Source organism: Streptomyces abyssalis (assembly GCF_001751365.1).
GTDB lineage: Bacteria > Actinomycetota > Actinomycetes > Streptomycetales > Streptomycetaceae > Streptomyces > Streptomyces abyssalis.
In genome coordinates, this window is sequence record NZ_LJGT01000038.1 from 660680 (window position 1) to 685638 (window position 24959).

The 24959-nt window shown below is 69.9% G+C and carries 27 protein-coding genes; 17 read left to right on the top strand and 10 right to left on the bottom strand.

The features are described 5' to 3' along the window. Window positions 1–64: 64 nt before the first annotated feature. Together AN215_RS10145 and AN215_RS10150 are read right to left on the bottom strand one after the other, a co-directional pair. Window positions 65–421, bottom strand: coding sequence for an ArsR/SmtB family transcription factor (locus AN215_RS10145; protein ID WP_070012933.1), 357 nt, complete (start codon window positions 419–421; stop codon window positions 65–67). Between the two features lie 42 nt (window positions 422–463). Next, window positions 464–1522, bottom strand: coding sequence for a flavin-containing monooxygenase (locus AN215_RS10150; RefSeq protein ID WP_070012932.1), 1059 nt, complete (start codon window positions 1520–1522; stop codon window positions 464–466). A gap of 106 nt (window positions 1523–1628) precedes the next feature. Here AN215_RS10150 and AN215_RS10155 point away from each other — a divergent pair, with 106 nt between their 5' ends. The 6 genes from AN215_RS10155 to AN215_RS10180 all read left to right on the top strand — a co-directional run bounded on the left by AN215_RS10155 (window position 1629) and on the right by AN215_RS10180 (window position 6699). Beyond that, on the top strand, window positions 1629–3005 hold the full coding sequence (locus AN215_RS10155; RefSeq protein WP_070012931.1) for an NAD(P)-binding domain-containing protein: 1377 nt from the start codon (window positions 1629–1631) through the stop codon (window positions 3003–3005). A 25-nt stretch (window positions 3006–3030) separates the two neighbouring features. Further along, window positions 3031–3498, top strand: coding sequence for an ArsI/CadI family heavy metal resistance metalloenzyme (locus tag AN215_RS10160; RefSeq protein WP_070012930.1), 468 nt, complete (start codon window positions 3031–3033; stop codon window positions 3496–3498). A 7-nt stretch (window positions 3499–3505) separates the two neighbouring features. Beyond that, window positions 3506–4774, top strand: a complete 1269-nt coding sequence (locus AN215_RS10165) for an MFS transporter (RefSeq protein ID WP_070013841.1) — start codon at window positions 3506–3508, stop codon at window positions 4772–4774. 167 nt (window positions 4775–4941) lie between these two features. Continuing rightward, on the top strand, window positions 4942–5460 hold the full coding sequence (locus AN215_RS10170; protein WP_070012929.1) for a helix-turn-helix domain-containing protein: 519 nt from the start codon (window positions 4942–4944) through the stop codon (window positions 5458–5460). A 28-nt stretch (window positions 5461–5488) separates the two neighbouring features. Next, window positions 5489–6175 carry a hypothetical protein gene (locus tag AN215_RS10175; RefSeq protein ID WP_070031143.1) on the top strand — a complete coding sequence of 229 codons (687 nt, stop codon included), beginning with the start codon at window positions 5489–5491 and terminating at the stop codon, window positions 6173–6175. Between the two features lie 194 nt (window positions 6176–6369). After that, a complete protein-coding gene (locus tag AN215_RS10180; RefSeq protein WP_070013840.1) occupies window positions 6370–6699 on the top strand; it encodes a DUF2516 family protein in 330 nt (109 codons plus the stop codon). A 66-nt stretch (window positions 6700–6765) separates the two neighbouring features. On the opposite strand, the gene AN215_RS10185 is transcribed toward AN215_RS10180, so the two are convergent. Beyond that, window positions 6766–8280: a PP2C family protein-serine/threonine phosphatase gene (locus AN215_RS10185; protein WP_070012928.1), complete on the bottom strand. Its 1515-nt coding sequence runs from the start codon at window positions 8278–8280 to the stop codon at window positions 6766–6768. A gap of 198 nt (window positions 8281–8478) precedes the next feature. Further along, window positions 8479–9528, bottom strand: a complete 1050-nt coding sequence (locus tag AN215_RS10190; RefSeq protein WP_338057919.1) for a C40 family peptidase — start codon at window positions 9526–9528, stop codon at window positions 8479–8481. A gap of 563 nt (window positions 9529–10091) precedes the next feature. On the opposite strand from AN215_RS10190, the gene pstS reads away from it, so the two are divergent. The 4 genes from pstS (at window position 10092) to pstB (ending at window position 14477) form a co-directional block, all read left to right on the top strand. Then, entirely contained in the window at window positions 10092–11207 is a 1116-nt protein-coding gene (gene pstS, locus AN215_RS10195; protein WP_070012926.1) for a phosphate ABC transporter substrate-binding protein PstS, read from the top strand. Between the two features lie 241 nt (window positions 11208–11448). Continuing rightward, complete coding sequence (gene pstC / locus AN215_RS10200) at window positions 11449–12486, top strand: phosphate ABC transporter permease subunit PstC (RefSeq protein ID WP_079122868.1); 1038 nt, start codon at window positions 11449–11451, stop codon at window positions 12484–12486. Next, the gene (gene pstA / locus AN215_RS10205; RefSeq protein ID WP_070012925.1) at window positions 12483–13565 is read left to right on the top strand and encodes a phosphate ABC transporter permease PstA; all 1083 of its coding nucleotides are present in this window, start codon (window positions 12483–12485) and stop codon (window positions 13563–13565) included. The genes pstC and pstA overlap by 4 nt, the downstream gene beginning before the upstream one ends. Window positions 13566–13700: 135 nt before the next feature. Further along, window positions 13701–14477, top strand: coding sequence for a phosphate ABC transporter ATP-binding protein PstB (gene pstB, locus AN215_RS10210; RefSeq protein WP_070012924.1), 777 nt, complete (start codon window positions 13701–13703; stop codon window positions 14475–14477). A gap of 154 nt (window positions 14478–14631) precedes the next feature. Here pstB and AN215_RS10215 read toward each other — a convergent pair whose 3' ends face one another. Together AN215_RS10215 and AN215_RS10220 are read right to left on the bottom strand one after the other, a co-directional pair. Then, window positions 14632–15627, bottom strand: coding sequence for an inorganic phosphate transporter (locus AN215_RS10215; RefSeq protein WP_070012923.1), 996 nt, complete (start codon window positions 15625–15627; stop codon window positions 14632–14634). A 6-nt stretch (window positions 15628–15633) separates the two neighbouring features. Then, on the bottom strand, window positions 15634–16254 hold the full coding sequence (locus AN215_RS10220; protein ID WP_070012922.1) for a DUF47 domain-containing protein: 621 nt from the start codon (window positions 16252–16254) through the stop codon (window positions 15634–15636). 276 nt (window positions 16255–16530) lie between these two features. Between AN215_RS10220 and AN215_RS10225 the strand changes: the two genes are divergently transcribed. After that, entirely contained in the window at window positions 16531–16905 is a 375-nt protein-coding gene (locus AN215_RS10225; protein WP_070012921.1) for a metal-sensitive transcriptional regulator, read from the top strand. Between the two features lie 146 nt (window positions 16906–17051). On the opposite strand, the gene AN215_RS10230 is transcribed toward AN215_RS10225, so the two are convergent. Continuing rightward, entirely contained in the window at window positions 17052–17330 is a 279-nt protein-coding gene (locus tag AN215_RS10230; protein WP_070012920.1) for a hypothetical protein, read from the bottom strand. A 145-nt stretch (window positions 17331–17475) separates the two neighbouring features. Next, window positions 17476–18351, bottom strand: coding sequence for an SCO4651 family lipoprotein (locus tag AN215_RS10235; protein ID WP_245694378.1), 876 nt, complete (start codon window positions 18349–18351; stop codon window positions 17476–17478). 350 nt (window positions 18352–18701) lie between these two features. On the opposite strand from AN215_RS10235, the gene AN215_RS28520 reads away from it, so the two are divergent. Beyond that, window positions 18702–18968 carry a hypothetical protein gene (locus tag AN215_RS28520; RefSeq protein ID WP_070012918.1) on the top strand — a complete coding sequence of 89 codons (267 nt, stop codon included), beginning with the start codon at window positions 18702–18704 and terminating at the stop codon, window positions 18966–18968. 184 nt (window positions 18969–19152) lie between these two features. On the opposite strand, the gene AN215_RS10240 is transcribed toward AN215_RS28520, so the two are convergent. Further along, a complete protein-coding gene (locus AN215_RS10240; RefSeq protein WP_070012917.1) occupies window positions 19153–19914 on the bottom strand; it encodes a phosphatase PAP2 family protein in 762 nt (253 codons plus the stop codon). 404 nt (window positions 19915–20318) lie between these two features. Next, entirely contained in the window at window positions 20319–21308 is a 990-nt protein-coding gene (locus AN215_RS10245; protein WP_070013838.1) for a C40 family peptidase, read from the bottom strand. A 163-nt stretch (window positions 21309–21471) separates the two neighbouring features. Here AN215_RS10245 and AN215_RS10250 point away from each other — a divergent pair, with 163 nt between their 5' ends. The 5 genes from AN215_RS10250 to AN215_RS10270 all read left to right on the top strand — a co-directional run bounded on the left by AN215_RS10250 (window position 21472) and on the right by AN215_RS10270 (window position 24950). Further along, window positions 21472–21780, top strand: a complete 309-nt coding sequence (locus AN215_RS10250; protein ID WP_028429910.1) for a DUF8827 family protein — start codon at window positions 21472–21474, stop codon at window positions 21778–21780. Between the two features lie 260 nt (window positions 21781–22040). Beyond that, window positions 22041–22685 (top strand): O-methyltransferase, encoded by a 645-nt coding sequence (locus AN215_RS10255; RefSeq protein ID WP_070012916.1) that lies wholly within the window; start codon window positions 22041–22043, stop codon window positions 22683–22685. 185 nt (window positions 22686–22870) lie between these two features. Continuing rightward, window positions 22871–23692, top strand: coding sequence for a maleylpyruvate isomerase family mycothiol-dependent enzyme (locus AN215_RS10260; RefSeq protein ID WP_070012915.1), 822 nt, complete (start codon window positions 22871–22873; stop codon window positions 23690–23692). A gap of 161 nt (window positions 23693–23853) precedes the next feature. Then, window positions 23854–24207 (top strand): pyridoxamine 5'-phosphate oxidase family protein, encoded by a 354-nt coding sequence (locus AN215_RS10265; RefSeq protein ID WP_070012914.1) that lies wholly within the window; start codon window positions 23854–23856, stop codon window positions 24205–24207. A gap of 302 nt (window positions 24208–24509) precedes the next feature. Next, window positions 24510–24950, top strand: a complete 441-nt coding sequence (locus tag AN215_RS10270; protein ID WP_070012913.1) for a VOC family protein — start codon at window positions 24510–24512, stop codon at window positions 24948–24950. The last annotated feature ends 9 nt before the right edge of the window (window positions 24951–24959 follow it).

A 24959-nucleotide genomic window follows, 5' to 3' on the forward strand; every position in this document is an offset into this window, starting at 1 on the left:
TCAACAGCCGTGTGGACGGGCCGCCTTGGCTGTCATGGCTGTCGTCTTGCCGCCTCGGCTGTCGTCATCCGGAGACGGAGAAGCTGCGCGCCATCGAAGCCATCACGCTCGGCGCGACGCGGTAGTAGACCCACGTGCCGCGCCGCTCCGAGGTCAGAAGCCCCGCCTCGCGCAGCTTCTTCAGGTGGTGGCTGACGGTGGGCTGCGAGACCCCGACGTCGGAGATGTCGCACACGCACGCCTCACCTCCGGGGTGGGAGGCGATCTGGGAGAAGAGACGCAGCCGCACCGGGTCGCCGAGCGCCTTGAACATCGCGGCGGCCCGTTCCGCTTCCTCAGGGGTCAACGCCCGTTCGTCCAGCGGCGGGCAGCACGCCGCAACGTCCGTCTCCATCAGCGGCAACGCCTTCGCTTTCGACATACGTCTATTTTGACATACATCGAACAGGCTGGCGCTCGGCCTCTACGTACTGGCCAGATGCGCGGACAGGCGCCGGGCCACGCGATCCGCGTCGCGCCCGACTCCTCGCAGGGAGGCCGAGGAGAGGCTGCGCTGCCACTCCAGGCCCACGTACGCGAGTGCGGGACCGGCCGGCGAGACATCCCCGCGGCGCAGGGGGAGACCGCGCCGGTCCAGGGCGCCGAAGGGCGCGAGGTAGCCGAGGTCCGGACGGTAGCCGGTGGCGAACACGAGAGCGTCGACGTCTTCGACGCTGCCGTCGCTCCAGGTGATCTTGGAGCCTTCGATGCCCGTGAACATCGGGCGCACGTCCGGTGCGCCGCGGGCGAGAGCGGCTCGGTAGCGGCCGTCGTCGATGACCATCTGCGTGGGCGGGGTGCGTACGAAGCGCCCCAGAGGCGCGGTGTCCAGGCCGCTGACAGAGAGCCAGAAGTGCAGGTCACGGCCGCCGAAGGGACGCTGCTTTGCCCAGCGGACCGGAGCCCTGCCGGCAAGAGTGACGTGCGCATGGGCGGCGAGTTCGGTCCCGACCTGCACGGCGGAGTTGCCGGCGCCGACGACGACAACGCGCTGACCAGCGAAGGGCTCTGGGGCGTGGTAGTCCGCGACATGCAGCACGGTGCCGGTGAATGAATCCAGCCCGGCCAGGTCAGGGCGGTAGGGGCGGCCGAAACTGCCTGTGGCGGCCACGACGGCCCGCGCGCCCAACTCCGTTCCGTCCTCGACTGCGACTGCGAATCCCTCGCCGTCACGGCGGACGCTTCTGACTCGCTGCCTGGTCCGGATCTCCGCGTCCAACCGGTCGGCGTAGCGCAGGAGGTACGCGACGACCTCGTCCCGGTGCGGGTAGCGGTCCGGATTCCCACCGAAGGGCAGGCCGGGCAGCGAGCTGTACCGCGCCGGGGAGAAGAGGGTGAGGCTGTCGTAGTAGCGCGGCCAGGACCCGGCCGGCTGCCCGGATCCCTCCAGCACGAGCGGCCGCAGTCCGCGCTGCCGCAGAGCATGCGCGGCGGCCAGGCCTGACTGCCCACCACCGATGATCACCACGTCGGAGTACTCCATCACCAGTCCTTGGTTAGATGAATGTCTATGTTGACACTCATCGAAGCAGATGGGATGGTGACAGTGCAAGCCATAGACGAACGTCGAAGCAAGTAGGAGAGTCGCCGTGAACGAGCCCACCGCCGCACTGCCCACCGTGGTGATCGGAGCCGGCCCGGTCGGCCTGGCTGCCGCTGCCCACCTGGTCGCGCGGGACCAGAATCCGCTGGTCCTGGAGGCCGGCCCCAGTGCCGGTACGGCCGTGCGGGAGTGGAGCCATGTGCGACTGTTCTCCCCCTGGGCGGAAGTCGTCGACCCGGCAGCCGAGAAGCTCCTCGCTCCCACCGGGTGGGTCCGCCCCGACGGAACCGCCTACCCCTCCGGTGCTGACTGGACCGAGCTCTACCTCCAGCCGCTGGCGGACGCCCTGGGAGACCGCGTCCGTTACGGATGCCGCGTCACCGGTGTCTCGCGCAGCGGGCGGGACCGCGTGGTCGACGCCGGCCGGGAGGAGCAGCCCTTCACCGTCCACCTCCTCACAGCCGAGGGCGTCGAGGAACGCGTGACGGCACGGGCCGTCATCGACGCCTCCGGTACGTGGTCGACTCCGAGCCCGCTCGGCGCGGACGGCCTTCCCGCTCTCGGCGAGCGCGCCGCGGCTGACCGGATCGCCTACCGCGTCCCGGATCTCAAGAACCCCGCCGTACGGGACCGCTACGCGGGCAGGCGCACGGCCGTGATCGGCTCCGGAACCTCGGCCTTCACCGCCCTTGCCGGTCTCGCCGATCTCGCGAAGCAACACCCGGGCACCCGCACCTCCTGGGTACTGCGGCGAGGTGTCAGCGAGAGCACCTTCGGCGGCGGCGAGGCCGACGAACTGCCCGCCCGCGGTGCGCTCGGACTGCGCGCCAAAGCAACAGTCGACGACGGATACGCCGAGACCGTCACCGGATTCCGCACGAGCACGGTGGACCGGGGTGCGGACGGGCGGCTGGTGCTTGTCGCCGAGGACGGCCGCCGCCTGGAACCCGTCGACGAGGTCATCGTGCTGACCGGTCTCCGCCCCGACCTGTCCTTCCTCGACGAGGTGCGTCTCGGCTTGGACGAGCGGCTCCAAGCCCCTGTGCAACTGGCCCCGTTGATCGACCCGAACGTCCACTCCTGCGGCACCGTCTACCCCCATGGCGAGAAGGAGCTGGCGCACCCGGAGCCGCACCTCTACCTGGCGGGGATGAAGAGCTACGGCCGCGCACGCACCTTCCTCGCCATGACCGGCTACGAACAGGTGCGCTCCATCGCAGCGGCGCTCGCCGGAGACCAGGAAGCCGCCGAGCGAGTCGAGCTGACGCTGCCGGAGACCGGAGTGTGCGGCGGCGCCGGACTCTTCGACGAACCCGAAACCCAGCAGGAAGAAGCCGACGGTGACGGCGGCGGATGCTGCGCCGCTCCGGACACCGGGCAACCCGGAGGCTCCCGAGCCCCAACCGCATCCGGCGGCTGCTGAACACCACCCCTTGAGGAGGCGCACCATGTCACGCCTGCAACTCGCACTCCGAGTCCCTGACCTTGAGGCGTCCATCGCCTTCTACACCCGGCTCTTCGGGACCGAGCCGGCGAAACTCCGCGACGGATACGCCAACTTCGCCATCGCGGAGCCGCCGCTCAAACTCGTCCTCATCGAGGGCGAGGCCGGTGAGGAGACCCGCATGGACCACCTGGGAGTCGAAGTCGGCTCCTCCGAGGCGGTGAACGCCGCCACCGCCCGCCTGAGCGAAGCGGGCCTGGCAACACAAGAGGAGAACGACACGACCTGCTGCTACGCCCTCCAGGACAAGGTCTGGGTCCACGGGCCCGGCAAGGAGCCCTGGGAGGTCTACGCCGTCAAGGCCGACACCGACTCCCTCACCAAGCAGCAGGGCAGCACCTGCTGCGCCGAGTCCCATGCCCAGCCGGAAACGGAAACCGTCCCTGCCGCCACCACCGGAGGCTGCTGCTGACGTGCGGATGACGCGCCCCCACACCGATGAGGTCGCGACCGGTACGGGGGACCGGCCGCGACCCCGCCTCGTCCTGCCCGCCCTGTGCGCCACCCAGATCACCAGCTGGGGCGTTCTCTACTACGCCTTCCCCGTCCTCCTGCCCCACCTGACAGCCGAGACCGGATGGTCGGGCACCGCAGCAACGGGCGCCTTCTCCGGCGCCCTCCTCGTCAGCGCCCTCGTGGGAATCCCCGTGGGACGCGTACTGGACAGCCGCGGCCCACGCGCGGTGATGACCGCCGGATCGCTCCTGGGCACGGCATCCGTCCTGGCCATCGCCGCAGCCCCCAACTTCCTTGTATTCGCCGGGGCCTGGCTATGTGCGGGAGCGGCCATGGCCGGAACGCTCTACCCGCCCGCCTTCGCCGCCGTCACACGCTGGTGGGGCGGTCACCGCGTCCGCGGCCTGACGATCCTCACCCTCGCCGGCGGACTGGCCAGCACCGTCTTCGCACCGATCACTGCCGCACTCATCGAGCACATGAGCTGGCGCGCCACCTACGTCACCCTGGCCGTGATCCTCGCCGCGATCACCATCCCCGCCCACACGCTCGCCCTGCGAGCCCCATGGCCACCCGCACCCGACTCCCCCAACGCGGCTCGACAACCCGACACAGGAGCCAGGCCCAAGAGGCCGGTCGCACGCACCCGGCCCTTCGTGCTCCTGGCCATCGCGCTGACGCTCTCCGCGCTCTCCTCCTTCGCCGTCGTGATCGGCACCGTCCCCCTGCTGAACGAACGCGGCGCCACCTCCACACAGGCAGCCTGGGCACTCGGACTCGGCGGCCTCGGCCAGACCCTGGGCCGCATCTTCTATGCACCCTTCGCGCGCCGCACCGGCGTCACCACCCGCACCAGCGTCCTCATCGCGACCGGCGGCGTCACCACCGCGGCCCTCGCCGTCGTCCCCGGACCCGTGACGCTCCTGATCGCCCTCGCCATCGGCGTCGGCATGGTCCGCGGCAACCTCACCCTCCTCCAGGCCACCGCCGTCACCGACCGCTGGGGCGCCCAGCACTACGGCAAACTCAGCGGCATCCTCACCGCCCCCGTCACCATCGCCACCGGCCTCGCCCCCTTCACCGGCGCCGCCCTCGCCGGCCCCCTCGGCGGCTACCCGGCACTCTTCCTCACCCTCGCCGCCGTCTCGGCAGTCGCCGCAGCGCTCGCTCTCGGCGGCACACCGCGGCAGGCAGCACAGGTCTCTCCCCAACGGGTCGGCGAAGCTCAGTAGCCACAACTGGACGGCCGTTCCAGGCCGTTCCCGTCACGCGATGGCACGACAGCTGCCCTGCGAACACGACAACTACGTGCAATCCACAGGAGCAGACGTAACCCTGGGGAAACACACTTGCAAGCAGGGCGCTTGCAATAGTTAGCAAGACGAGGCATGGTTGAGCCATGGCTTCCCTGAACGTCGGCAATGTCGGCGAGTTCCTGCGCGAGCAGCGGCGCAACGCCAAGCTCTCGCTGCGGCAGCTCGCGGACGCCGCGGGGGTGTCCAACCCGTACCTGAGCCAGATCGAGCGCGGTCTGCGCAAGCCGAGCGCCGACATCCTGCAGCAGCTGGCCAAGGCCCTGCGGATCTCGGCCGAGACGCTGTATGTGCAGGCCGGAATCCTCGACGAGCGGGAGCGGGACGACCTGCTGCAGGTGCCGGCCGCGATCCTCGCCGATCCGTCGATCAACGAGGGCCAGAAGCAGGCGCTGCTGCAGATCTACGAGTCCTTCCGCAAGGAGAACGCGGCGGCGCAGCCGGACGAGTCCGGCACCGCCGCCGAGGGCACCGGGCCCGCCAAGGACAAGGGTCGCGTCCAGGCCGTCAAGACCACGAAGCACGCCAAGGACGCCCGGACCGCCGAGCACGCCAAGGACGCCGAACAGGACGAAGCCGAGGCCACAGAGGCCGACGCCCGATAGCAGTCAGTCCACCAGGGAGAGACCTCTCATGCCCAGCACGAACGACATCCGCAGCACCCTCACCGACCCCAAGCCGCTCTACTTCGCCGCCGGAGTGATCGACAAGATCCGCGAAGAGGCCCCGGAGCGCATCGCGGCCGTACGCGCGACCGACCCCAAGGAAGTACAGGCGCGCTTCACCAAGCAGGCCAAGGAGACGCAGGCGAAGGTCAGCGAGACCCTGGGCAGCATCGACACCGACATCAAGAAGCTGCGCGAGCAGGCACAGCACCTGGCGCTGCAGAGCGTGGGCGTCGCCGCCGAGTACGCGGTCAAGGCCCGCGAGGCGTACGACGAGCTGGCCGACCGCGGCCGTGGCGCCGTGAAGAACTGGCGCGGCGAGGACGCGGGCACCCCCGAGGTGACCGTCGAGCGTGAGCCGGTCAAGGTCGCCGAGCCGCCGGCCCAGCCGCGCGGCGGCACGCAGTCCGGCAAGGCGGGCACGAGCGGCACCGGCAGCACAAGCGGCCCCGGCAGCACGAGCGGTACGGCGAGCACGGCCGGCGGCACGACGCAGACCGGCCAGGGCTCCGCGGGCTCCGCGTCCGCCGCCAAGAAGAGCACCGCCCGCAAGACGACCACCGCCAGGACGAGCACCGCGAAGTCCAACTCCACGAAGCCGGGCACCGCGCAGTCCAACGGAGGCAAGAAGACGCCCCCGAAGTCCGGCTCCTGAACCGGAAACGGCAGTCGTCCCTCCTGGCCGGGTCCCGCCGGGCCCCGGCCGGGTCCTCTGTCCAGACGTTCGCCGGGCCCGGATTCCCGGTCCGGCGAACGGGTACGGTGGGCTGACGAGCGGCACCACAGCAGGCCGCCGGCGGGGCTGCGAGGCCCCGGCAGTGATCACGGACTCACAGGGATGTGGACGACATGTCGCAGGGACCCCTAGGGCCGCTGTTTCTCATCATCACCTTGGTCCTGCTGGCGATGGCGGTGTTCGCGTTCATCGACGGTGCGATGCGCCGGACGGACGCCTACACGGCCGCCGGCAAGCAGACCAAGGTGTTCTGGCTGATCATCCTCGGCCTGACCCTCCCCGCGAACTACTTCCAGATCGTCTTCCTGCAGATCGCGGGCGCGATCGCCACGATCGTCTACATCGTCGACGTGCGTCCCGCGCTCAAGCAGGTCATGGGCGGCGGTCCGAAGTGGGGCGGCAGCAGCAGCGACGGCCCGTACGGACCGTTCAACGGCCGCTGAGCGCGCGCACGGGACGGGCCCGCTGAGCGCACCCCCGGGCCGGGCACACACACCCGCCCGCCCGCGTCACCTCCGGTCGAGCAGCAACACGGCCACGTCGTCGGCGAGTTCGCCGCCGTTCAGCCGCCGCACGTCCTCCATCGTCGCGTCCAGCAGCCGCTCGCCGTCCATGCCCTGCGCCATCCGCCCGGTCACGATGTCGATCATCCCGTCCTGGCCGAGGCGCTGCCGGCCCTCGCCGACGTGCCCCTCGATCAGCCCGTCCGTGTACATCAACAGGCTCCAGGCACGGCCGAGTTCGACCTGACGGCGCGGCCAGCGCGCGTTCGGTACGACACCGAGCGCCGGGCCGCTGTAGTCGTACGGGAGCAGCCGCGGCACCGAGCCGCCCGCTCCGGCGACCAGCGGCGAGGGGTGCCCGGCCAGGCAGACTCCGGCACTGCGGCCGTCGGGGGCGATCTCGACCGTGCACAGTGTGGCGAAGATCTCATCGCTGGCCCGCTCGTTGTCGAGCACCCTCTGCAGCGTTCCGAGGAGTTCGTCGCCGCAGAGGCCCGCGAAGGTCAGCGCACGCCACGCGATGCGCAGTTCGACGCCGAGAGCGGCCTCGTCCGGGCCGTGCCCCGACACGTCGCCGATCATCGCGTGAACGGTGCCGTCCGCGGTACGGACCGTGTCGTAGAAGTCCCCGCCGAGCAGTGCGCGGGAGCGGCCAGGGCGGTAGCGGGCGGCGAAGTGGAGCTCGCTGCCGGCCAGCAGCGGCGTGGGGAGCAGCCCGCGCTCCAGCCGGGCGTTCTCCTGGGCGCGCAGCCGGGACTCGGTGAGCTGCTGCTGGGCGAGGTCCGCGCGTTTGCGTTCGACGGCGTAACGGATGGCCCTGCTGAGCAGCCGCCCGTCGAGCTCGTCGCGGAAGAGGTAGTCCTGGGCGCCGACCCGTACGGCCTCGGCGGCGAGCTCCGCGTCGGCTCCGTCCGTCAGCGCGATCACGGCGTGCCGGGGCGCCAGCCGCAGCACGTGGCGAAGGATCTCCAGCTCGCCGGTGGCCGCGCCGCCTCCGGCGTCGAGCCCCGGCAAAGCGGTGCCCTGGCCGGAACCGCCGGAACCGGCGGCCGCAGCGGCACCGGCGGACGCGCCGGAACCCGCGGACGCGGCAGACGCGGAGGCCTCGGCGGCCTCCGCCCCCGCCGGTGCCCCGCCGACGCCGGAAGCGGCACCAGAAGCGCCACCCGAACCCGCACCGGTGACGACCCCGGAGACGGCACCGGTCAGCGCCAGGTCGAGCAGGATGCACTGAACGTCATCGGTCAGGAGGCGCTCGGCCTCGGTCAGATTCCGGGCCGTACGGACCTTGATGCGCTCGCCGGACGTACCGGAATGTGCGTCACCGGGCAGGTATCCGCTCGCCGCGTCGAGCATCTCCGGCACGCTCCGGCCCCCGGCGAGGCTGTCCTCGATGACGAGCAACGTCAGGCCACTCTTCACGTTCCCCCCGGACCGCTCGTGCGATCCGTCACTCTGCTGAGGCACCGACGCGCGGCGCCGCGCGGACACAGCGTCCTCGCGTGGCACGCCTACGGGCATATGTGCGTTCCTTCCCTCCCCCCGAGGGCGCGGTCGTGAGCCAGCCGGCACACCACCAGGCCCGGTGCGGCGGCGATGGTCCTGCGCGCCTGCACGACCGGGCTGTCCAGGGGACCCTAGCGCCCCCGTACGCACGTACGGAATGGCTGAGGGCCATCCGCCCCTGTCATATGCCTGCGGCCTCCGGCCGCTTCGCCCCTATTCGTCCGGGCGGACGACGCCCTTGATCAGCAGGGAGCCCGCTCCCGCGACCGTGATCTGGCGGCCCGTACGGGGTGCGTGGACCATCTCTCCGCCGCCCACGTACATCCCGACGTGGCTTGCGTCACGCTTGTAGATGATCAAGTCGCCTGGGCGCATCTTCCTGATCGGCACGTGCTCGAGCTGCTTCCACTGCTCCTGCGAGGTCCGCGGTATCTCCTCGCCCGCCGCCTGCCAGGCCCGCAGCGTCAGCCCGGAGCAGTCGAACGTACGCGGGCCCTCGGCGCCCCACTCGTAGTCCTTGCCGATCTGGTTCGTGGCGTAGCCGATGGCCTTCTTGCCGGCCTTGGAGGCCTTGCCGGAGATCTCGTCCAGCACCCCGGACTCCAGCCATTTCGCCTGCCGCGCGCTCGCCGCCTCGTCCTCCAGCTCGCGGAGCCGCTCCAACTCCTTCTCCGCGAGCTGCGATTCGAGGTCCTCGGCACGCTCGAGATCCTTCTCGATCTTCTTCTTCGCGGCCGCCTTGCGCTTCTTGTTCGCCTCCAGCTTGCGCAGCTTCTTCGAGGACTCCGCGGCGTACTCGTCGAGGCGGGACTCGGTCGCGGCGAGCGTCGTGATGACACCCTTGGTGGCCTGCTGCCCCTTGCGCATGATCACCGCGTCGTGCATGAACGCCTCGGGGGTCTTGCGCAGTATGAGATGGGCCTCGTCGGGCATTCCGCCGCTGCGGTACTGGGCACGCGCCAGGGCTCCGGCCGTCTTCGTGTACTTGCCCCGCTTCTCACGCAGAGAGTCGATCTTCTCAGTGAGCTCGTCGACGGCCTTCTGCTGCTTCTCGGCCCGCTCCTGGGCGCCGTTGTAGGCGTCCGTCGCCGACTCGGCCGCCTCGTGCAGGCGGTCGATCTCCTTGCCCACCTGCTCCAGGCCGCGCATCCCGCCGTCGCCCGGGTCCGCCGGATCCGCGTACGCGCTGCCCGCCGCGGGCCCCGCCAGCAGCCCCAGCGTGCAGGCCGCCACCAGCATCCGGCGCTTCCCCGTCCCGCCCACGTGGCCCCCTCGCCGTAGTCCGTCTCCGGGATTCTCCGTCGTGCCTCGTGCCTCGTGCCTCGTGCCCGTGCGTGTGTGCCTTGTGCCCGTGCGTGCCGGACGTATCCGCCGGCCGGGCCCCGGCACCGCCGGTCCGGGCCCTCGGATACGACCCCTTCGAATCAGTTCTGCCACCGTCGGCTCCGGTCAACCACCGCCGACCCAGCGGATGTTGCCACGCGCCGGTGGAATCCGACAGGGCGGCGAGCGGCCCGCGGCCCCGCATCCGGACCGGGGATCGAGGGTTCAAGCCACCGCCGCCGCACGTCACGGCATGGGCGGCCACCTGCCCGTACGGTGCGGAAGCAGCGCGTACGGGCCACGTCACCGCCGCGCACAGTGCCACTGGGCCGACCGCCGAGGTTCACCGTGCGTTCATTCACCTTCGTGGGCCGCTTCACCTGATCTGTCTAATTTCAGCCTTACGGAGCGCGAACCTGCGCCCTCTCGAAAGCCGACAAGCACCACAAATCAAGCCTCGCGCGCCGCCCCCAACGGCGGGCTCCAGGAAGGAACCGAACGAAGTGATGCTTCAGCGCACGAACCGACTGCGCGCCCTCGCTCTCGGCGCCGTCGCGGTCTCCGGCGCCCTGGTACTCACCGCCTGCGGCTCGGACACCAACACCAGCAAGGACGCCCAGCAGGCGGCCAAGAACATCAAGTGCGACGGCGAGGGCAAGCTGCTCGCGTCCGGCTCCTCGGCCCAGAAGAACGCCGTGGACGCCTGGGTGAAGAACTACCAGACGGCCTGCAAGAAGACGCAGATCAACTACAAGGACATCGGCTCCGGCGGCGGTATCGAGGAGTGGCTGCAGGGCACCACCGCCTTCGCAGGCTCCGACTCCGCGTTGAAGCCGGAAGAGGTCGCCAAGTCCAAGAAGATCTGCAAGGGCGGCCAGGGCATCAACCTGCCCATGCTCGGCGGCCCCATCGCGATCTCGTACAACCTCCCGGGCGTGAAGGACCTCGCCCTGGACGCGTCCACGGTCGCCAAGATCTTCGACGGGAAGATCAAGAAGTGGAACGACCCGGAGATCAAGAAGCTCAACCCTGACGCGAAGCTGCCCAGCACCGACGTCCAGGCCTTCCACCGCTCCGACGAGTCGGGCACGACGCAGAACCTGGGCAAGTACCTGGGCACCGCCGCCAAGGACGACTGGAAGTACCCGGACGAGAAGTCCTGGCCCGCCAAGGGCGGCCAGGGTGCGTCCGGCTCCGCCGGAATCGCGCAGCAGGTGAAGCAGACCGAGGGCGCCATCGGCTACTTCGAGCTGTCCTACGCCACCGCGAACAACCTCGACAGCGTCAAGATCGACACCGGCGCCGGCGAGCCCGTCGACCCCACCTCGGAGAACGCCTCCAAGGCCATCGCCGACGCCAAGGTCGCCGGCAAGGGCAAGGACCTGGCCCTCGACCTGAACTACGACACCAAGGCCGAGGGGGCCTACCCGATCATCCTCGTCACCTACGAGATCGCCTGCGACAAGGGCAACAAGAGCAAGACGCTCGACGCCACCAAGTCCTTCCTGACCTACACCGCCAGCGAGGACGGCCAGAAGGAGCTCTCGAAGCTCGGCTACGCCCCGCTGCCCGAAGAGGTCGCGAAGAAGGTCCGCAGCACCATCCCGGAGCTGTCCTGACCACCGCAGCCAAGGCCACAGCGACGGCCACGGCGCACGACGCGTGAACGGCCGGCCCGGCCCGCCGGGCCGGCCCCGCGCCACGTCCGTCCGTCTCCCACCCGTACGGCCGGCCGGCCGTACGGACCGGGGCCACAGGGCCACCGGCCCGCAGGCCGGCTGACAGAAACCCACCCGACACCAGCAACCCATCCGGTGCACCGCCGCCAGGGGAACCGTCCCCGACCAGACCGGAGACATCATGGACACCACCAGCACATCCGAGAAGGCACCGCCGCCCACCGGCCCACCGGCCGACGGCAGCGGCGCGGGCGCGGGCGGCCCGGCCCCCGCCCCCATCAAGGGCAACGCAGTACGTCCCGGCGACAGGATCTTCCGCGGCCTCTCCCGCGGCTCCGGCATCACGCTGCTCGTGATCATGGCCGCGATAGCCGGGTTCCTCGCCTACCGCGCGTCGATCGCCGTGTCCCAGAACTCGGTCAACTTCCTGACCGCCTTCGAATGGAACCCGCAGGGCGACCCGCCGGCCTTCGGCATCGGCATCCTCGCGTTCGGCACCGTCGTCAGCTCGGTCATCGCGATGGTCATCGCGGTGCCCGTCGCGGTCGGCATCGCCCTGTTCATCTCGCACTACGCACCCCGCAAGATCGCCTCCCCGCTCGGCTACGTGATCGACCTGCTGGCCGCCGTGCCCTCGATCATCTACGGCCTCTGGGGCGCGCTCTTCCTCGTCCCGTACCTCGACGGGCTCACACGCTGGCTCGACCAGTTCTTCGGCTGGACGACGGTGTTCGAGATGTCGAACCCGGGCAGCCCGGCCCGCTCGATCTTCACGGTCGGCATCCTGCTCGCGATCATGATCCTGCCGATCATCACCAACGTCTCCCGCGAAGTCTTCCTGCAGGCACCGAAGATGTACGAGGAGGCGGCTCTCGCCCTGGGCGCGACCCGCTGGGAGACCATCCGCACCTCGGTGCTCCCCTTCGGCCGCTCCGGCATCATCTCCGCCTCGATGCTCGGCCTCGGGCGTGCGCTGGGCGAGACGATGGCCGTGGCCACCGTCCTCTCCCCCGGATTCCTCTTCACCTGGCACATCCTCGACCCCGGGAGCGGGACCTTCGCGCAGAACATCGCCGCGAAGTTCAACGAGGCGGACGACTTCGGCCGTGACGCACTGATCGCCTCCGGCCTCGTCCTCTTCGTCATCACCCTGCTCGTCAACGGCGCGGCCCGCTGGATCATCGCGCGCCGCAAGGAGTACTCGGGGGCCAACGCATGAGCAATACAGTCCTGGAAAAGCCGCAGGTCACCGACCCGCCGCCGTCCTCTCCGGCCCTTGCGCGCCGCCGTCTGCCCCGCTGGTCCCCCATCGCCGTCGCCCTGGTCTCGGCCGGGCTCGGCATCGGAATCGGCAACGCCGCGGGCTGGCAGAGCCGCATCCAATGGGGCCTGATCGGCGCCCTGTTGTTCGTCGCGATCACCTACGGGGTGACCGCACTCGTCGAGGACCGCCGGCAGGCGCGCGACAAGGTGGCCACCAGCGTCATCTGGGTCTGCTTCGCCGTCGCCGTCGTACCGCTGGTCTCCCTCGCGTGGACGACGATCAGCCGCGGCGCGAAGCTCCTGGACGGATACTTCCTCTCCCACTCCATGGGCGGGATGACCAACCTCGAGGAGGGCGGCGGCGTCTACCACGCCCTGCTCGGCACCCTCGAACAGGTCGGCATCGCCACGCTCATCGCGGCACCCGTCGGCCTGCTCACCGCGGTCTACCTCGTCGAGTACGGGCGTGGCCGCCTCGCCCGCGCCGTCACGTTCTTCGTGGACGTCATGACGGGCATCCCGTCCATCGTCGCGGGCCTGTTCGTCCTCGCCTTCTGGAACCTGGGGCTCGGCTTCGGCCCGTCCGGATTCGCCGGCGCGATGGCACTGGCGATCCTGATGATGCCGGTCGTCGTACGTTCCACCGAGGAGATGCTCAAGCTCGTACCGAACGAGCTGCGCGAGGCGTCACTGGCGCTCGGCGTGCCGAAGTGGCTCACGATCCTCAAGGTCGTGATCCCCACGTCCATCGGCGGCATCACGACCGGCGTGATGCTCGCGGTCGCGCGCATCACGGGCGAGACCGCGCCCGTCATGCTGCTCGTCTTCGGCAACACGCTCATCAACCCGAACCCGTTCTCGGGCGCGCAGGAGTCCCTGCCGCTGTACGTCTGGAACCAGTACAAGCTCGGCAACGCGGCGAGCATCGACCGGGCCTGGGCCGGAGCGCTCACGCTCATCGCCTTCGTGATGCTGCTCAACCTGCTGGCACGCGGCATCGCCCGCTGGAAGGCGCCCAAGGCGGGAGGCCGTTGATGCCCCCCGCCGCGTCCGCACCAACGCCTGCGACCGCGCCCGCGTCCGCGTCCGCACCCGTGCGCGCATCCGTGCCCGTACGCGCGAACGCCCCGAACTTCTCGTACTCCCCGCACTCAGAAAGCGACTGACACCATGGCCAAGCGCATCGACGTCAGCGGCCTGACAGCCTTCTACGGCTCGCACCGGGCCATCGACGACATCTCCATGAGCGTCGAACCCCGCTCCGTCACGGCCTTCATCGGCCCCTCCGGCTGCGGCAAGTCCACCTTCCTGCGCACCCTCAACCGCATGCACGAGGTCACCCCCGGCGGCCGCGTCGACGGCAAGGTGATGCTGGACTCCGAGGATCTGTACGGCCCGCAGGTCGACCCCGTGTCCGTACGCCGCACGATCGGCATGGTCTTCCAGCGCCCCAACCCCTTCCCGACGATGTCCATCTACGACAACGTCGCCGCCGGCCTGCGCCTGAACGGCCAGAAGAAGAAGCGGGAGCTGGACGAGACCGTCGAGCGTTCCCTCAAGGGCGCCAACCTCTGGAACGAGGTCAAGGACCGCCTGAACAAGCCCGGTTCGGGCCTCTCCGGCGGTCAGCAGCAGCGCCTGTGCATCGCCCGCGCCATAGCCGTGGAGCCGCAGGTGCTGCTGATGGACGAGCCCTGCTCGGCGCTCGACCCCATCTCGACGCTGGCGATCGAGGACCTCATCGCGGACCTGAAGTCGAAGTTCACGATCGTCATCGTCACTCACAACATGCAGCAGGCGGCGCGGGTTTCGGACCGTACGGCCTTCTTCAACCTCGCGGCGGTCGGCGAGCCCGGCAAGCTCATCGAGATCGACGACACCGAGCGGATCTTCTCCAACCCCTCGGTCCAGGCGACGGAGGACTACATCTCCGGCCGCTTCGGCTGAACCGTCTCCGGCAGACCGGCTGCCGTTCATACAGCCTCGCGGTGCTGCATGGCGGTGCCACCGCAAGGCGGCGGGCTCGCCCCCGACACCACCGGGGGCGAGCCCGCACATGTTTCACGCGCCGCGGCGGCACGTGAGCCGCGGAAGCGGCGCGTCAGCCGAAGAAGAGCAGGATGACCCCGTAACAGAGGCCCGCCACGAGGGCCGCGGCGGGCATCGTGATGAACCACCCCATGACGATGCCCCTCGCGACGCCCCAACGCACCGCGGAGACACGTTTCGTCGCCCCGACACCCATGATCGCCGAGGTGATGACGTGCGTCGTCGAGATCGGCGCGTCGAAGATGAACGACGCCGTGTACATCACGGACGCCGCCGTGGTCTCCCCGGCGAAGCCCTGCGGCGGGTCGAGTTCGATGATCCGGCGCCCCAGCGTCCGCATGATGCGCCAGCCGCCGGCGTACGTACCGAGCGAAAGCATCGTCGCGCAGGCGATCTTGACCCACAGCGGGATGCCTTTGTCCTCCTGGACGTCCGCGATGGTCAGGGCCATCACAACGATGCCCATCGTCTTCTGCGCGTCCTGCAGACCGTGGCCGAGTGCCATGCCCGCCGCGGAGACCGTCTGCGCTATACGGAATCCACGCTTCGCCCGGTGCGGATTGGAACGCCGGAACATCCAGAGGATCGCGCACATCACCAGATAGCCGGCTCCCATCCCGACCAGCGGCGAGATGAACATCGGCAGTACGACCTTCTCGACGACGCCGGTCCAGATGACCGCCGTGCCGCCGGCCAGCGCGGCACCGACCATGCCGCCGAAGAGCGCGTGGGAGGAGGAGGACGGAAGCCCGAAGTACCAGGTGATCAGGTTCCACACGATGGCGCCGGCCAGGGCGGCGAAGAGGATCGCCATCCCGTTCTGCCCGGTGGGCGTCTCGATCAGGCCCTTGCTCACCGTCTCCGCGACCCCGCTGCCGAGGAAGGCGCCCGCGAGGTTCATCACGGCGGCCATGGCCAGCGCGGCGCGCGGCGTCAGGGCACGCGTGGAGACGGATGTGGCGATGGCGTTCGCCGAGTCGTGGAAGCCGTTGGTGTACGTGAAGAAGAGCGCGACCCCGATGGTCACGACCAGAGCGAACGTGTCCACAGGGGGTCAGGACTCCTTGACCGCGATGGTCTCGACCGTGTTCGCCACGTGCTCGAAAGCGTCCGCGGCCTCCTCCAGCACGTCCACGACCTGCTTGAGCTTCATCACGTCCATCGCGTCGTACTTGCCGTTGAAGAGGTACGCGAGCAGCTTGCGGTGGATCTGGTCCGCCTGGTTCTCCAGCCGGTTGACCTCGATCCAGTACTCGGTGAGGTTGTCCATCGTGCGCAGGTGCGGCATGGCCTCGGCGGTCAGCTCGGCGGCCCGCGCGAGAACCTCGATCTGCTGCTCGATGCCCCTGGGCAGATCCTCGATCTCGTAGAGGACGACAAGATCGACGGCCTCTTCCATGTAGTCCATGATGTCGTCGAGCGAGGAGGCCAGCTTGTAGATGTCCTCCCGGTCGAAGGGCGTGATGAAGGAGGAGTTGAGCTGGTGGAAGATCGCGTGCGTGGCGTCGTCGCCCGCGTGTTCCGCGGCCCGCATACGCTCGGCGATTTCGGCGCGAGCGGAGGACTCCGCCCCGAGCAGTTCCATGAGGAGCTTTGAGCCCGTGACGATGTTGTCCGCGGAGGCCGCGAACATGTCGTAGAAGCTCGTCTCCCTGGGGGTCAGACGAAAGCGCACTGGAGTTCCTCGGGGTGCATCGGAAACGGTCTCGCTGATGCTAAGTGCATCATCCGGCCACAGCGAGGCGGCCTCAGACAGTGTCGCCCATAGCTGACTGTGCCCTGAACCGCCCTCCCCGAATCCGCTATCATATACCCACGAGGGGTATATTTTACGCAGGTGAGACGGCCCGGTGAGGACGCGAGCCAGGGCCCCGTCACCGTACATTTCAGGCCATCGGCGGCCTTTCCCGGACGCCCTCACAGGACCGCCGGACGACCCCACGGAGGACCCATGACGACCACCGGCGCCTCCGGCATCCCGAGCGCCGCCGGCAGCGGCAACGGCAGTGCGGACGACCACTGCGCCGCGCACGCGGCCACCGGCGAACACGGCTACAGCAAGGACAAGGACGCGCACCTCAAGCGCCTCCGCCGCATCGAGGGCCAGGTGCGGGGCCTGCAGCGCATGGTCGAGGAGGACGTCTACTGCATCGACGTCCTCACCCAGGTCTCAGCCTCGACGAAGGCACTGCAGTCCTTCGCCCTGCGGCTGCTCGAAGAGCATCTGCGGCACTGCGTCGCCCACGCCGCCAAGGAGGGCGGCGCGGAGATGGACGACAAGGTGGAAGAGGCCACGGCCGCCATAGCCCGTCTGCTGCGCACGTAGAGCACAAGGCGTCCGCAGGCACGAGGCCTCCATGGGCGAGGCGTCTGCTGACGTTCGTTGACGGAGAATCTGCCGTCACCGGGACGGCACACCTATCCCGGTGACTCAACACACGGTGGAACGCGGGCCTCGGAGGCCGCTGCCGCTCAACTCCGATGCCCCGACGCATGCGTGGACCGGGCGGCCTGCGCGGGTCTGGAGGACGCGGAGCACCGCGGCACCGGCCGCGGCACCGACTGCCAGGCGGTCTCGTCCACCTCGCCGGGAACCGTGCCGAGCACCTCGTCGATACGCGCGAGGCTCAACCGCTCCTCACCGGCCTCCTCCGCGGCGGAAGCCGCGATCATCAGCTCGCCGCACAGCTCGATCTCGGCGAGGGCCACGTGATCCTGGACCACAGAACCCCGCGAACCACGACCGGGCACACCGGGAACGCTGCCAGGCACACGCACCACCTCCTCGTGTATCCCCACAGTAGGGACAGGCGCACCCTCCGCACATGGCAATTCCGAACCATTTCGCACCCGTCACCGCAGCCGGAACGTGCTGTGCGAACCCGGTCCAAGACGCCTAGAACGGCGCGATCTCTCCCGCGTAGATGTCATCCGGTTCGGGCATCACGACCTCCACGGGTGCGCCGTAGCCGTAGAACCACGTGGTGGACGCGACAGCGACTCCGCCATGGTCGTCACCGGCGTCACCTCCGTGCCCGCCGCCGCCCACGGCGCCGGCCGCGGCGCCACCGCCGGTGCCGGACCTCGTCCCGTCCGGACCGCTCGGCGCACCGCCCGCAAAGGTGAACTGGTGCCGAACCTTCCGGAGGCGCCCCTGCCCATCGATCTGCGCGTCAAACGGGACGGCCACCTCGGAGAAACCGCGGGCCGCAGACTCCAGCTGCCCGCGCCGGTGCTGCGACGCGGCCCGCGCCGCGGCCGTCAGGTCGAGCGTGCCGCGGTAGCGCCGTACGACCGTGCCGCCCGCGGTCCTCGCGGTGCCTTCGTACGTCACCTTCCGTGCGCCGCGCAGCAGTTCCGCCGCACTCACCGGGTCGGTCGCGCCCGCGGTGATCAGATTCCCGTCGGCGAGCGATTCCGTGTCCACCCGCACCCACTTCCCGGCGGGCACACCCGCGCCCCGGTTCTTCATGTAGAGCGCGCCGGGCACGACGAGTTCCGTGACCGTGCGGCGCTCACCCGGCCGCGCGCCCGAAGTCCCCTCCGGGAGCCGCACGGTGAGGGCGCCCTTGCCCTCGCGGTAGTCGAAGCCGCCCTCGCCCTCGATGGCGATACGGGTGCCGCCGCTCGCCATCGACATGGACGTACGGGTCCGTGACGTGCCGGACTCGGCGAGCGCGGCGGCGGCCTCCCGCACGGCCTTCCGCGGATCGGCAGGCGCGGGGAGCGCGCCCGGACCGCTCCGTCCGAAGGTGCCGGACGAACCGGACACACCGGCCGTTCCGTGCACTCCCCGCCGTCCGTCCTGCGACGCGTTCGACCCCGGGCCTGCGGACGAACCGTCCTGGTTCCGGTCGCCCGCCGCCGTCGTGCCGTCCTCCGAACACCCCGTGGCCAGCATCAGCGCCGTAACGACGGCCAGGGCGGCGGCGACGGTGACGCGGACGCGCCCGCACCCTCCCCCTGGGCCTCGCGGCCCGCGTGGGGGAGGAGCTGGGAGGAATGCCCCCAGCCAGTGCGCCACCATGGTCTGCCGGCCCCCAACAAGCGTTCTGTTTCCGGGATTCGATCCCTTAACGACAGGCCGGGGGCGCCCGTCACGGGGACGGATACGGTTGGCGGGTGCGACATCGAACCGGACACGACGAGAGCGATGACCAGGGCGGACACCGCTCGTCGACCGTGGATCGCGGCGCGTTCAGCCACGCCCGCTGCACGTGCGGCTGGCTCGGTCCCGCCCGGCGGGCGAGAGAGATGTCACGCGCGGACGCGACGGCCCACTCCGAGAGGCACGAACGGGACCGCGGAGCGGACGTGGACGGCACGGACGGCACGGACGGCGCCGACATCGACGGCGCGGACCCCGGGGGCGTCCGCGGCTCCCTCTGAACGGGCCGACGGCTTCGAAGGATCAGACTGAATCCCGACGGGCCGTAAGGCGCTTCGCTCGGATCGGACCGATCCCGCCGAGCGAGCTGAACCCGCCGAGTCCGGTGAGTCCGGTGAGTCCGGTGAGTCCGGTGAACTCTCTGCGCCCGCCGGGCCCAGGGCGCTCATTCCCGTACTCGCCCGCTCACGCCGCCAGATCGCGGTCGTCGCGGTCGTCCTGCTCACTTGCCGGCGCATGCGCACGGGAGCCGTCGGACGCCTGAGCCCCCGCCTCCTCCCGCGGTTGCGAAGCGGCGTCGCCGCGTTCCTCACGCCCCACGCGCCTGGCCGGCCCCGCCCACACCACGGCGCCCGTACGCGGGGAGTTCGCGAGCGAACGCATCAGCGGCGTGAGGGCCCACATGGCCACGGGGGCCAGCAGCAACGCCACGGCCGCGCCGAGGGCGAGCCCTCCGATCACGTCCGTCGGATAGTGAACGCCCATGTAGACGCGGCTGACGCCGGCGAGCACGGCGAGCACGATGCCCAGCAGCCCGTACCGGCGGTGGACCATGAAGATGCCCACGGCCAGCGCCATTGCGAGCGTCGCATGGTCACTGACGAACGAGTAGTCGCCTTTGCCCTGGATGAGCACTTCGAGGCCCTTGTGCTCGGTGAACGGACGCGGCCGCTCGACGATCGCCCTGATCGGGATGTTCACCAGCACGGCGATCGCTGCGGCCGCCGGCGCCCACATCAGACCCGCGGAAGCCGTGACCGCCTCCTCACGGGTCTCCTTGCGGCGGACCACGCGCCACCACGCGAGGAGCCCGAGCAGTACGAGCCCGGCGACGATGCCGTACTCGCCGACGTACTGCATGGTCCGGTCGGCCCAGGTCGGGGCGGACTCGGCGAGGCCGTTGATCTCGTAGAGCAGATCGACGTCCGGGTCGTCCCAAACTGCCATCGTGATGCTGACCTCGCTCTGCTCTGTTCGTGATCGCTTGCCGCTGCCGGCCCCCGTGAACCCGTGCTCCCCCAGGGCCGGTGACCCCGGGGCCCGTGACCGTGAATGCCGCGGAAGCGGGAAGTGTCCTTCCGCCGTACAGGAAACGCCAGTTGGTGTCCGGCCCGTTCCGGGACTTACCGAACGATCACCCGGACGTTATCGAAGGGTGACCGGTTCTCCCAGCTCAGGGGATACCGACTACTCACCGTCCCGCAATGATTACACGTTTCTGCACTTCCACTTCGCGGCTTTGCCGGGTTCCACCCGCAGCACACCTGTCCGAGGGTGTGACGTACCGTCATCCGCGTTGGTTCACGTGTTCCGCGTCACCCGGCACTTGTCGACCCGGCACCCGTCGGCAGTCACCCGTCGGCAGTCGGCCTCGTCGCGCCGAAGTAGTTCGGTGTGTCGATCGGGTCGAAGCGGATCTTGGCCCCGGTGTAGGGGGCGTTGATCATGTGGCCGCCGCCGACATAGATCCCCACGTGGTCGATGGAACGTGAGTTGTTCATGTCGGTGCCGAAGAACACCAGGTCGCCGGGGAGCAGTTCGTCACGCCCCGGGTGCGGGCCGCTGTTCCACTGGTCGTTGGCGACACGCGGCAGCTGGACGCCGACGCTCCTGTACGCGGCCAGGGTCAGACCCGAGCAGTCGAACCGGCCGCCCTGCTCAGGAGTGCCGTTCCCGCCCCACAGATACGGCGTTCCGAGCTTCTGCTGCGCGTAGTGGATGGCACCCGCGGCCCGCTTGGACGGATCGACGCGGCCCTTGGTGGAGGCGAAGCTCTGCTCCATCTTCCTGATGGTCGACACGTAGTTCTTCGTCTCGCGGTACGGCGGCACCCCGCCGTACTTGATCACCGCGTAGGCGCCCGCGTTGTAGGCGGCCAGCATGTTCTCGGTGGGGTCGCCCGGCGCGTCCTTCACATAGGAGGCCAGCTTGCAGTCGTAGCTCGCGGCGGAGGGGATCGCGTCCTTCGGGTCCCACACGTCGCGGTCGCCGTCACCGTCGCCGTCTATGCCGTGTGTCGCCCAAGTCCCGGGAATGAACTGGGCGATGCCCTGCGCCTGCGCCCCGCTCTGCGCGTCCGGCCGCCAGCCGCTCTCCTGGTAGAGCTGAGCCGCGAGAAGCGCCGGATTCAACGCCGGGCACAGCGCGCCCCACTTCTGCACCAGGTTCTGATACGCCGTCGGCACCGCGCCCTTGGCCAGCCCCACGGCTCTTCCGCCGGCACCCAGGTGCGCAGCCGCCACATACGTACCGACGACGAGGAGCGCCACGAAGCCGGCGAGCAGCCCTAACCCGCCTCCGACACCCAGCAGCCAGACTTTCCTACGTCCCGCACCACGCATCCGCACCACTCAACCATCCCTCATGCGGGCGTGGTTCACTGCCCATCCCGTCCGACTCATGACAGAATCCGATTGGGCGTGCCCGACAGGCGCGCCGCATCCTCACTCGACTTTCATTCCCCGAGTGCACGTTCAATCTCCGACATGGGGCGGTGAGTTCACCATGTTTCTGGCGGCCGACAAGGGCGATATCACCACCATCATCGGCGGAATCGCGCCCGACTGGGGCCCGTTCGGGTCGCTCGGCAACGAGGCCCGGATCATGATCGAGGTCGTGATGGCCATAGCCATCCTCCTCTGTCTGGGCATCGCCATCTGGGGCGCGGCCAAGCAGCGCATCGGCGCGACGGCCCTCCGCGACACCTTCAGCGCCGAGCAGGGGAAGGGGCTCATCGTCGCCGGTCTCACCGGCGTCTTCATCATCGGATCGCTCGGCACGCTCTTCACCATCGTCTACGGGATGGCCGTATAGCCCTACCCACGGGGGGACTTCGGGTGACTTCGGTCACCCGGGCCCGCACCACCGCGGGGCCGGCCCGGCGCGCCTGCCGGTGGCTGCCCGTACGTGCCGGTGCCGGTCAGGTGCGGGGCCCGGTGCACGGTGTCGTGTCCGGTCCGGTCAGGTCCGTCCAGCCCGGTGAGCCGATCTCCGCTGTGCCGGAGCCACTTGGGCCCTCGGGCCGCTTCAAGCCTTCACGCCTTCACGCCACGTAGGACGGATCCCGGAAACGCATGGACATCATCAACCCCGCCCTCGAGGACTATCTGCTCGCCCACGCCTCGCCCGCCGACGACATCCTCCGCGACCTCGTCGAGGAGACGCATCAGCTGGAGCCGGGCACGACGATGCAGATCTCGCACGACGAGGGCGAGTTGCTCACGATGCTCGTGCGGCTCACCCAGGCCTCCTTCGCCGTGGAGATCGGCGTCTTCACCGGCTACTCGTCCATCTGCATCGCGCGCGGGCTGCGCGAGGACGGCCGCCTGCTCGCGTGCGACGTCTCCGAGGAGTGGACCTCCGTCGCCCGCCGCTACTGGGACCGCGCCGGTCTGACGGACCGCGTCGACCTGCGCATCGCCCCCGCGGAGGAGACTCTGCGCGCTCTTCCCACGGAGCAGGCCGTCGACTTCGCCTTCATCGACGCCGACAAGACCGGCTACCCGACGTACTACGAGGAGCTCGTTCCGCGGATGCGCCAGGGCGGTCTGATCGTTCTGGACAACGTCCTGCGCGGCGGCCGCGTCGTCGACCCTTCGGCGCAGGACGCCGCGGACCGGGCCATCCGGCAGATCAACGACACGATCACGGCCGACAGCCGCGTGCAGTCGGTCATGCTGCCGATGCGCGACGGCGTCACCCTGGCACGGAAGCGGTGACGACGGCGTTCGCGCGGTGACGACGGCAGTCGCGATGACGGCTGTCGTCGCGGTCACGACGGTCGTCGCGGTCACGCGGGCGAAGCGGGGCGCGCGTGCGTGACGGTCCTGCGGGATGACGAGTCCGAAGCCGCTTCGCCATGGGCGCGGGCGCTCCCCGTCCTGACTGCTCATAGGCTTCGGGCATGACCAACGCCCTCGTCTTCGACCGCTACTGCGCCGAGATCATCGAGCAGACCCGCCTCTTCCGGGACACCCTCAAGGGCGTCAAGCTCGACACCCGCGTACCCACGTGTCCGGACTGGACCCTGCGGGACCTGGCAGTGCACCTGGGCAACGGCCACCGCCGTGCCGCGGAGGTCGTACGGAAGAGGGCCACCTCGTTCATCCGCGCCGAGAACGTCCCCGGCTACGGTGGGCCGGCCGACCTCCCGGAGGCGGCCGTCGCCCCCGAGGCCTTCACGGAAGCGCTCAGCGCATGGCTCTCCGAGAGCGCACAGCTCGTCTCGGACGAACTGCGGGTAGCCGGCGAGGATTCGCGTGCTTGGACGCTCACCGGCGAGCACCGTGCGTCCTTCTGGGCACGGCGCAGGACGCACGAGACCCTCGTGCACCGCGCGGACGCCGCCCTGGCCAAGGGCTCCGGATTCGAGGCGCCGCACGGCCTGGCGGCCGACTGCGTGGACGAGTTCCTCGAACTCACCTCCAGCCCCGAGGCCATGGCACAGCTGCCCGGGCTGCGCAGCCTCGCGGACCGCTCCGGTGACACGCTCCACCTCCATGCGACCGACACCCCGGATTCGGACGCGGCCGAGTGGCTCGTGCGTCTCGAAGGCGGGGGGTTCAGCTGGCTGCGGGCCCACGAGAAGGCCACGACCGCCGTACGCGGGCCCCTCTCGGAGCTGCTTCTCGTCCTCTTCCGCCGTCGGCCGCCCGGCAGCGGCGAGGTCGAAGTGCTGGGCGACGCACGGCTGTTGGACTTCTGGCTGGAGCGGGTCGGCTTCTAGCAGGCGGCCGGCCCGGGACGAGGCCGAGGGTCTGCGGGCGGCGGCCGGATACGGGCTGCCGGATGCCGGCGGCCGGAAGCCCGCGGCCGGAAGCCGGCGGTCGGCGGTCGGCGACCGGGGCCGCGGCCGAACTCGCCGGGGGACGAAGGAGATGACCTGTCATGAATGCTCTGCCGGTACCTGAGGCGTCACCGCCGGTCATGTTCGGTGTGCCCGCTCCCCCGGGAGATCTCCTGCCGTGGCAGTGGGCCCTGCAGCGCCTGGCGGCCGCACACAACTACTGGATCGCCACCACTCGTCCGGGCGGCCGTCCGCACTGCCGGCCGGTGTGGGGCGTATGGCTCGATGACGGTTTCTGGTTCAGCACCGGCTCGCTCGCCGCACGCAACCTTCCGCTCAACGACGAGATCACCGTCCATCTGGAGGACGGCCAGGAAGTGGTGATCGTGGAGGGGACGGCACGCCCCGGGACGCGCCACGAATCCCTGCGGGCCATGTGTGACTTCCCGGGCTGAGCGCGCCCGACGATATCCACAGCCTGTGGATGAGCAACGCGCCACCGGAACCGGGGAGTTCACCGCCAGGCCGGCAGGCCCGTGTCGGATCCGGTGTCAGGCCAAAGTGCCGGGTCCCGCGTCAGGCTAGGCGTCAGGTCCGGTGTCACGTACGGGCGTTGTGTGCTGTGTGGTGCGTGCGGTGCGTGCTGTGTGCGGTCGACACCGGCCCCGTGAGCCTGTCCGCCGTACTGTGCCACCTCAGTGGTGAGGTCACGGGCGACATCGGCGGATCACCGCCACAACCGTGCCAAACTCACCGCATGGACCAGCGCACTCACTTCATCACGCTCGCGACGCCGGACCTCGACGCCTCCCGCTCCTTCTACCGGGACGGACTCGGCTGGCAGCCGCTGGCGGACGTGCCGGGCGAGATCGTCTTCTTCCAGACAGGTCCGGGGCTGGTGCTGGGATTCTTCGTCGCTGAGAAGTTCCGCGAGGACGTGGCGGGCGCCGTCTCCGAGCTCAGCACTTCGGGCGTGACGCTGTCCCACAACGTGGGAAGCCGGGAAGCCGTCGACGAGGTGGTGAACGCCGCCGTCGCCGCAGGGGCGCGCCTGGTCAAGTCACCCGAGCCAGTCCCCGTGTTCGACGGCTACCACGGCCACTTCGCGGACCCCAACGGCGTCATCTGGGAGGTCTGCCACAACCCGGGCTGGTCCGTCGACGCAACCGGCCGCGTACACCTGGGCTCTGCGGACTGAGAGCCGCGG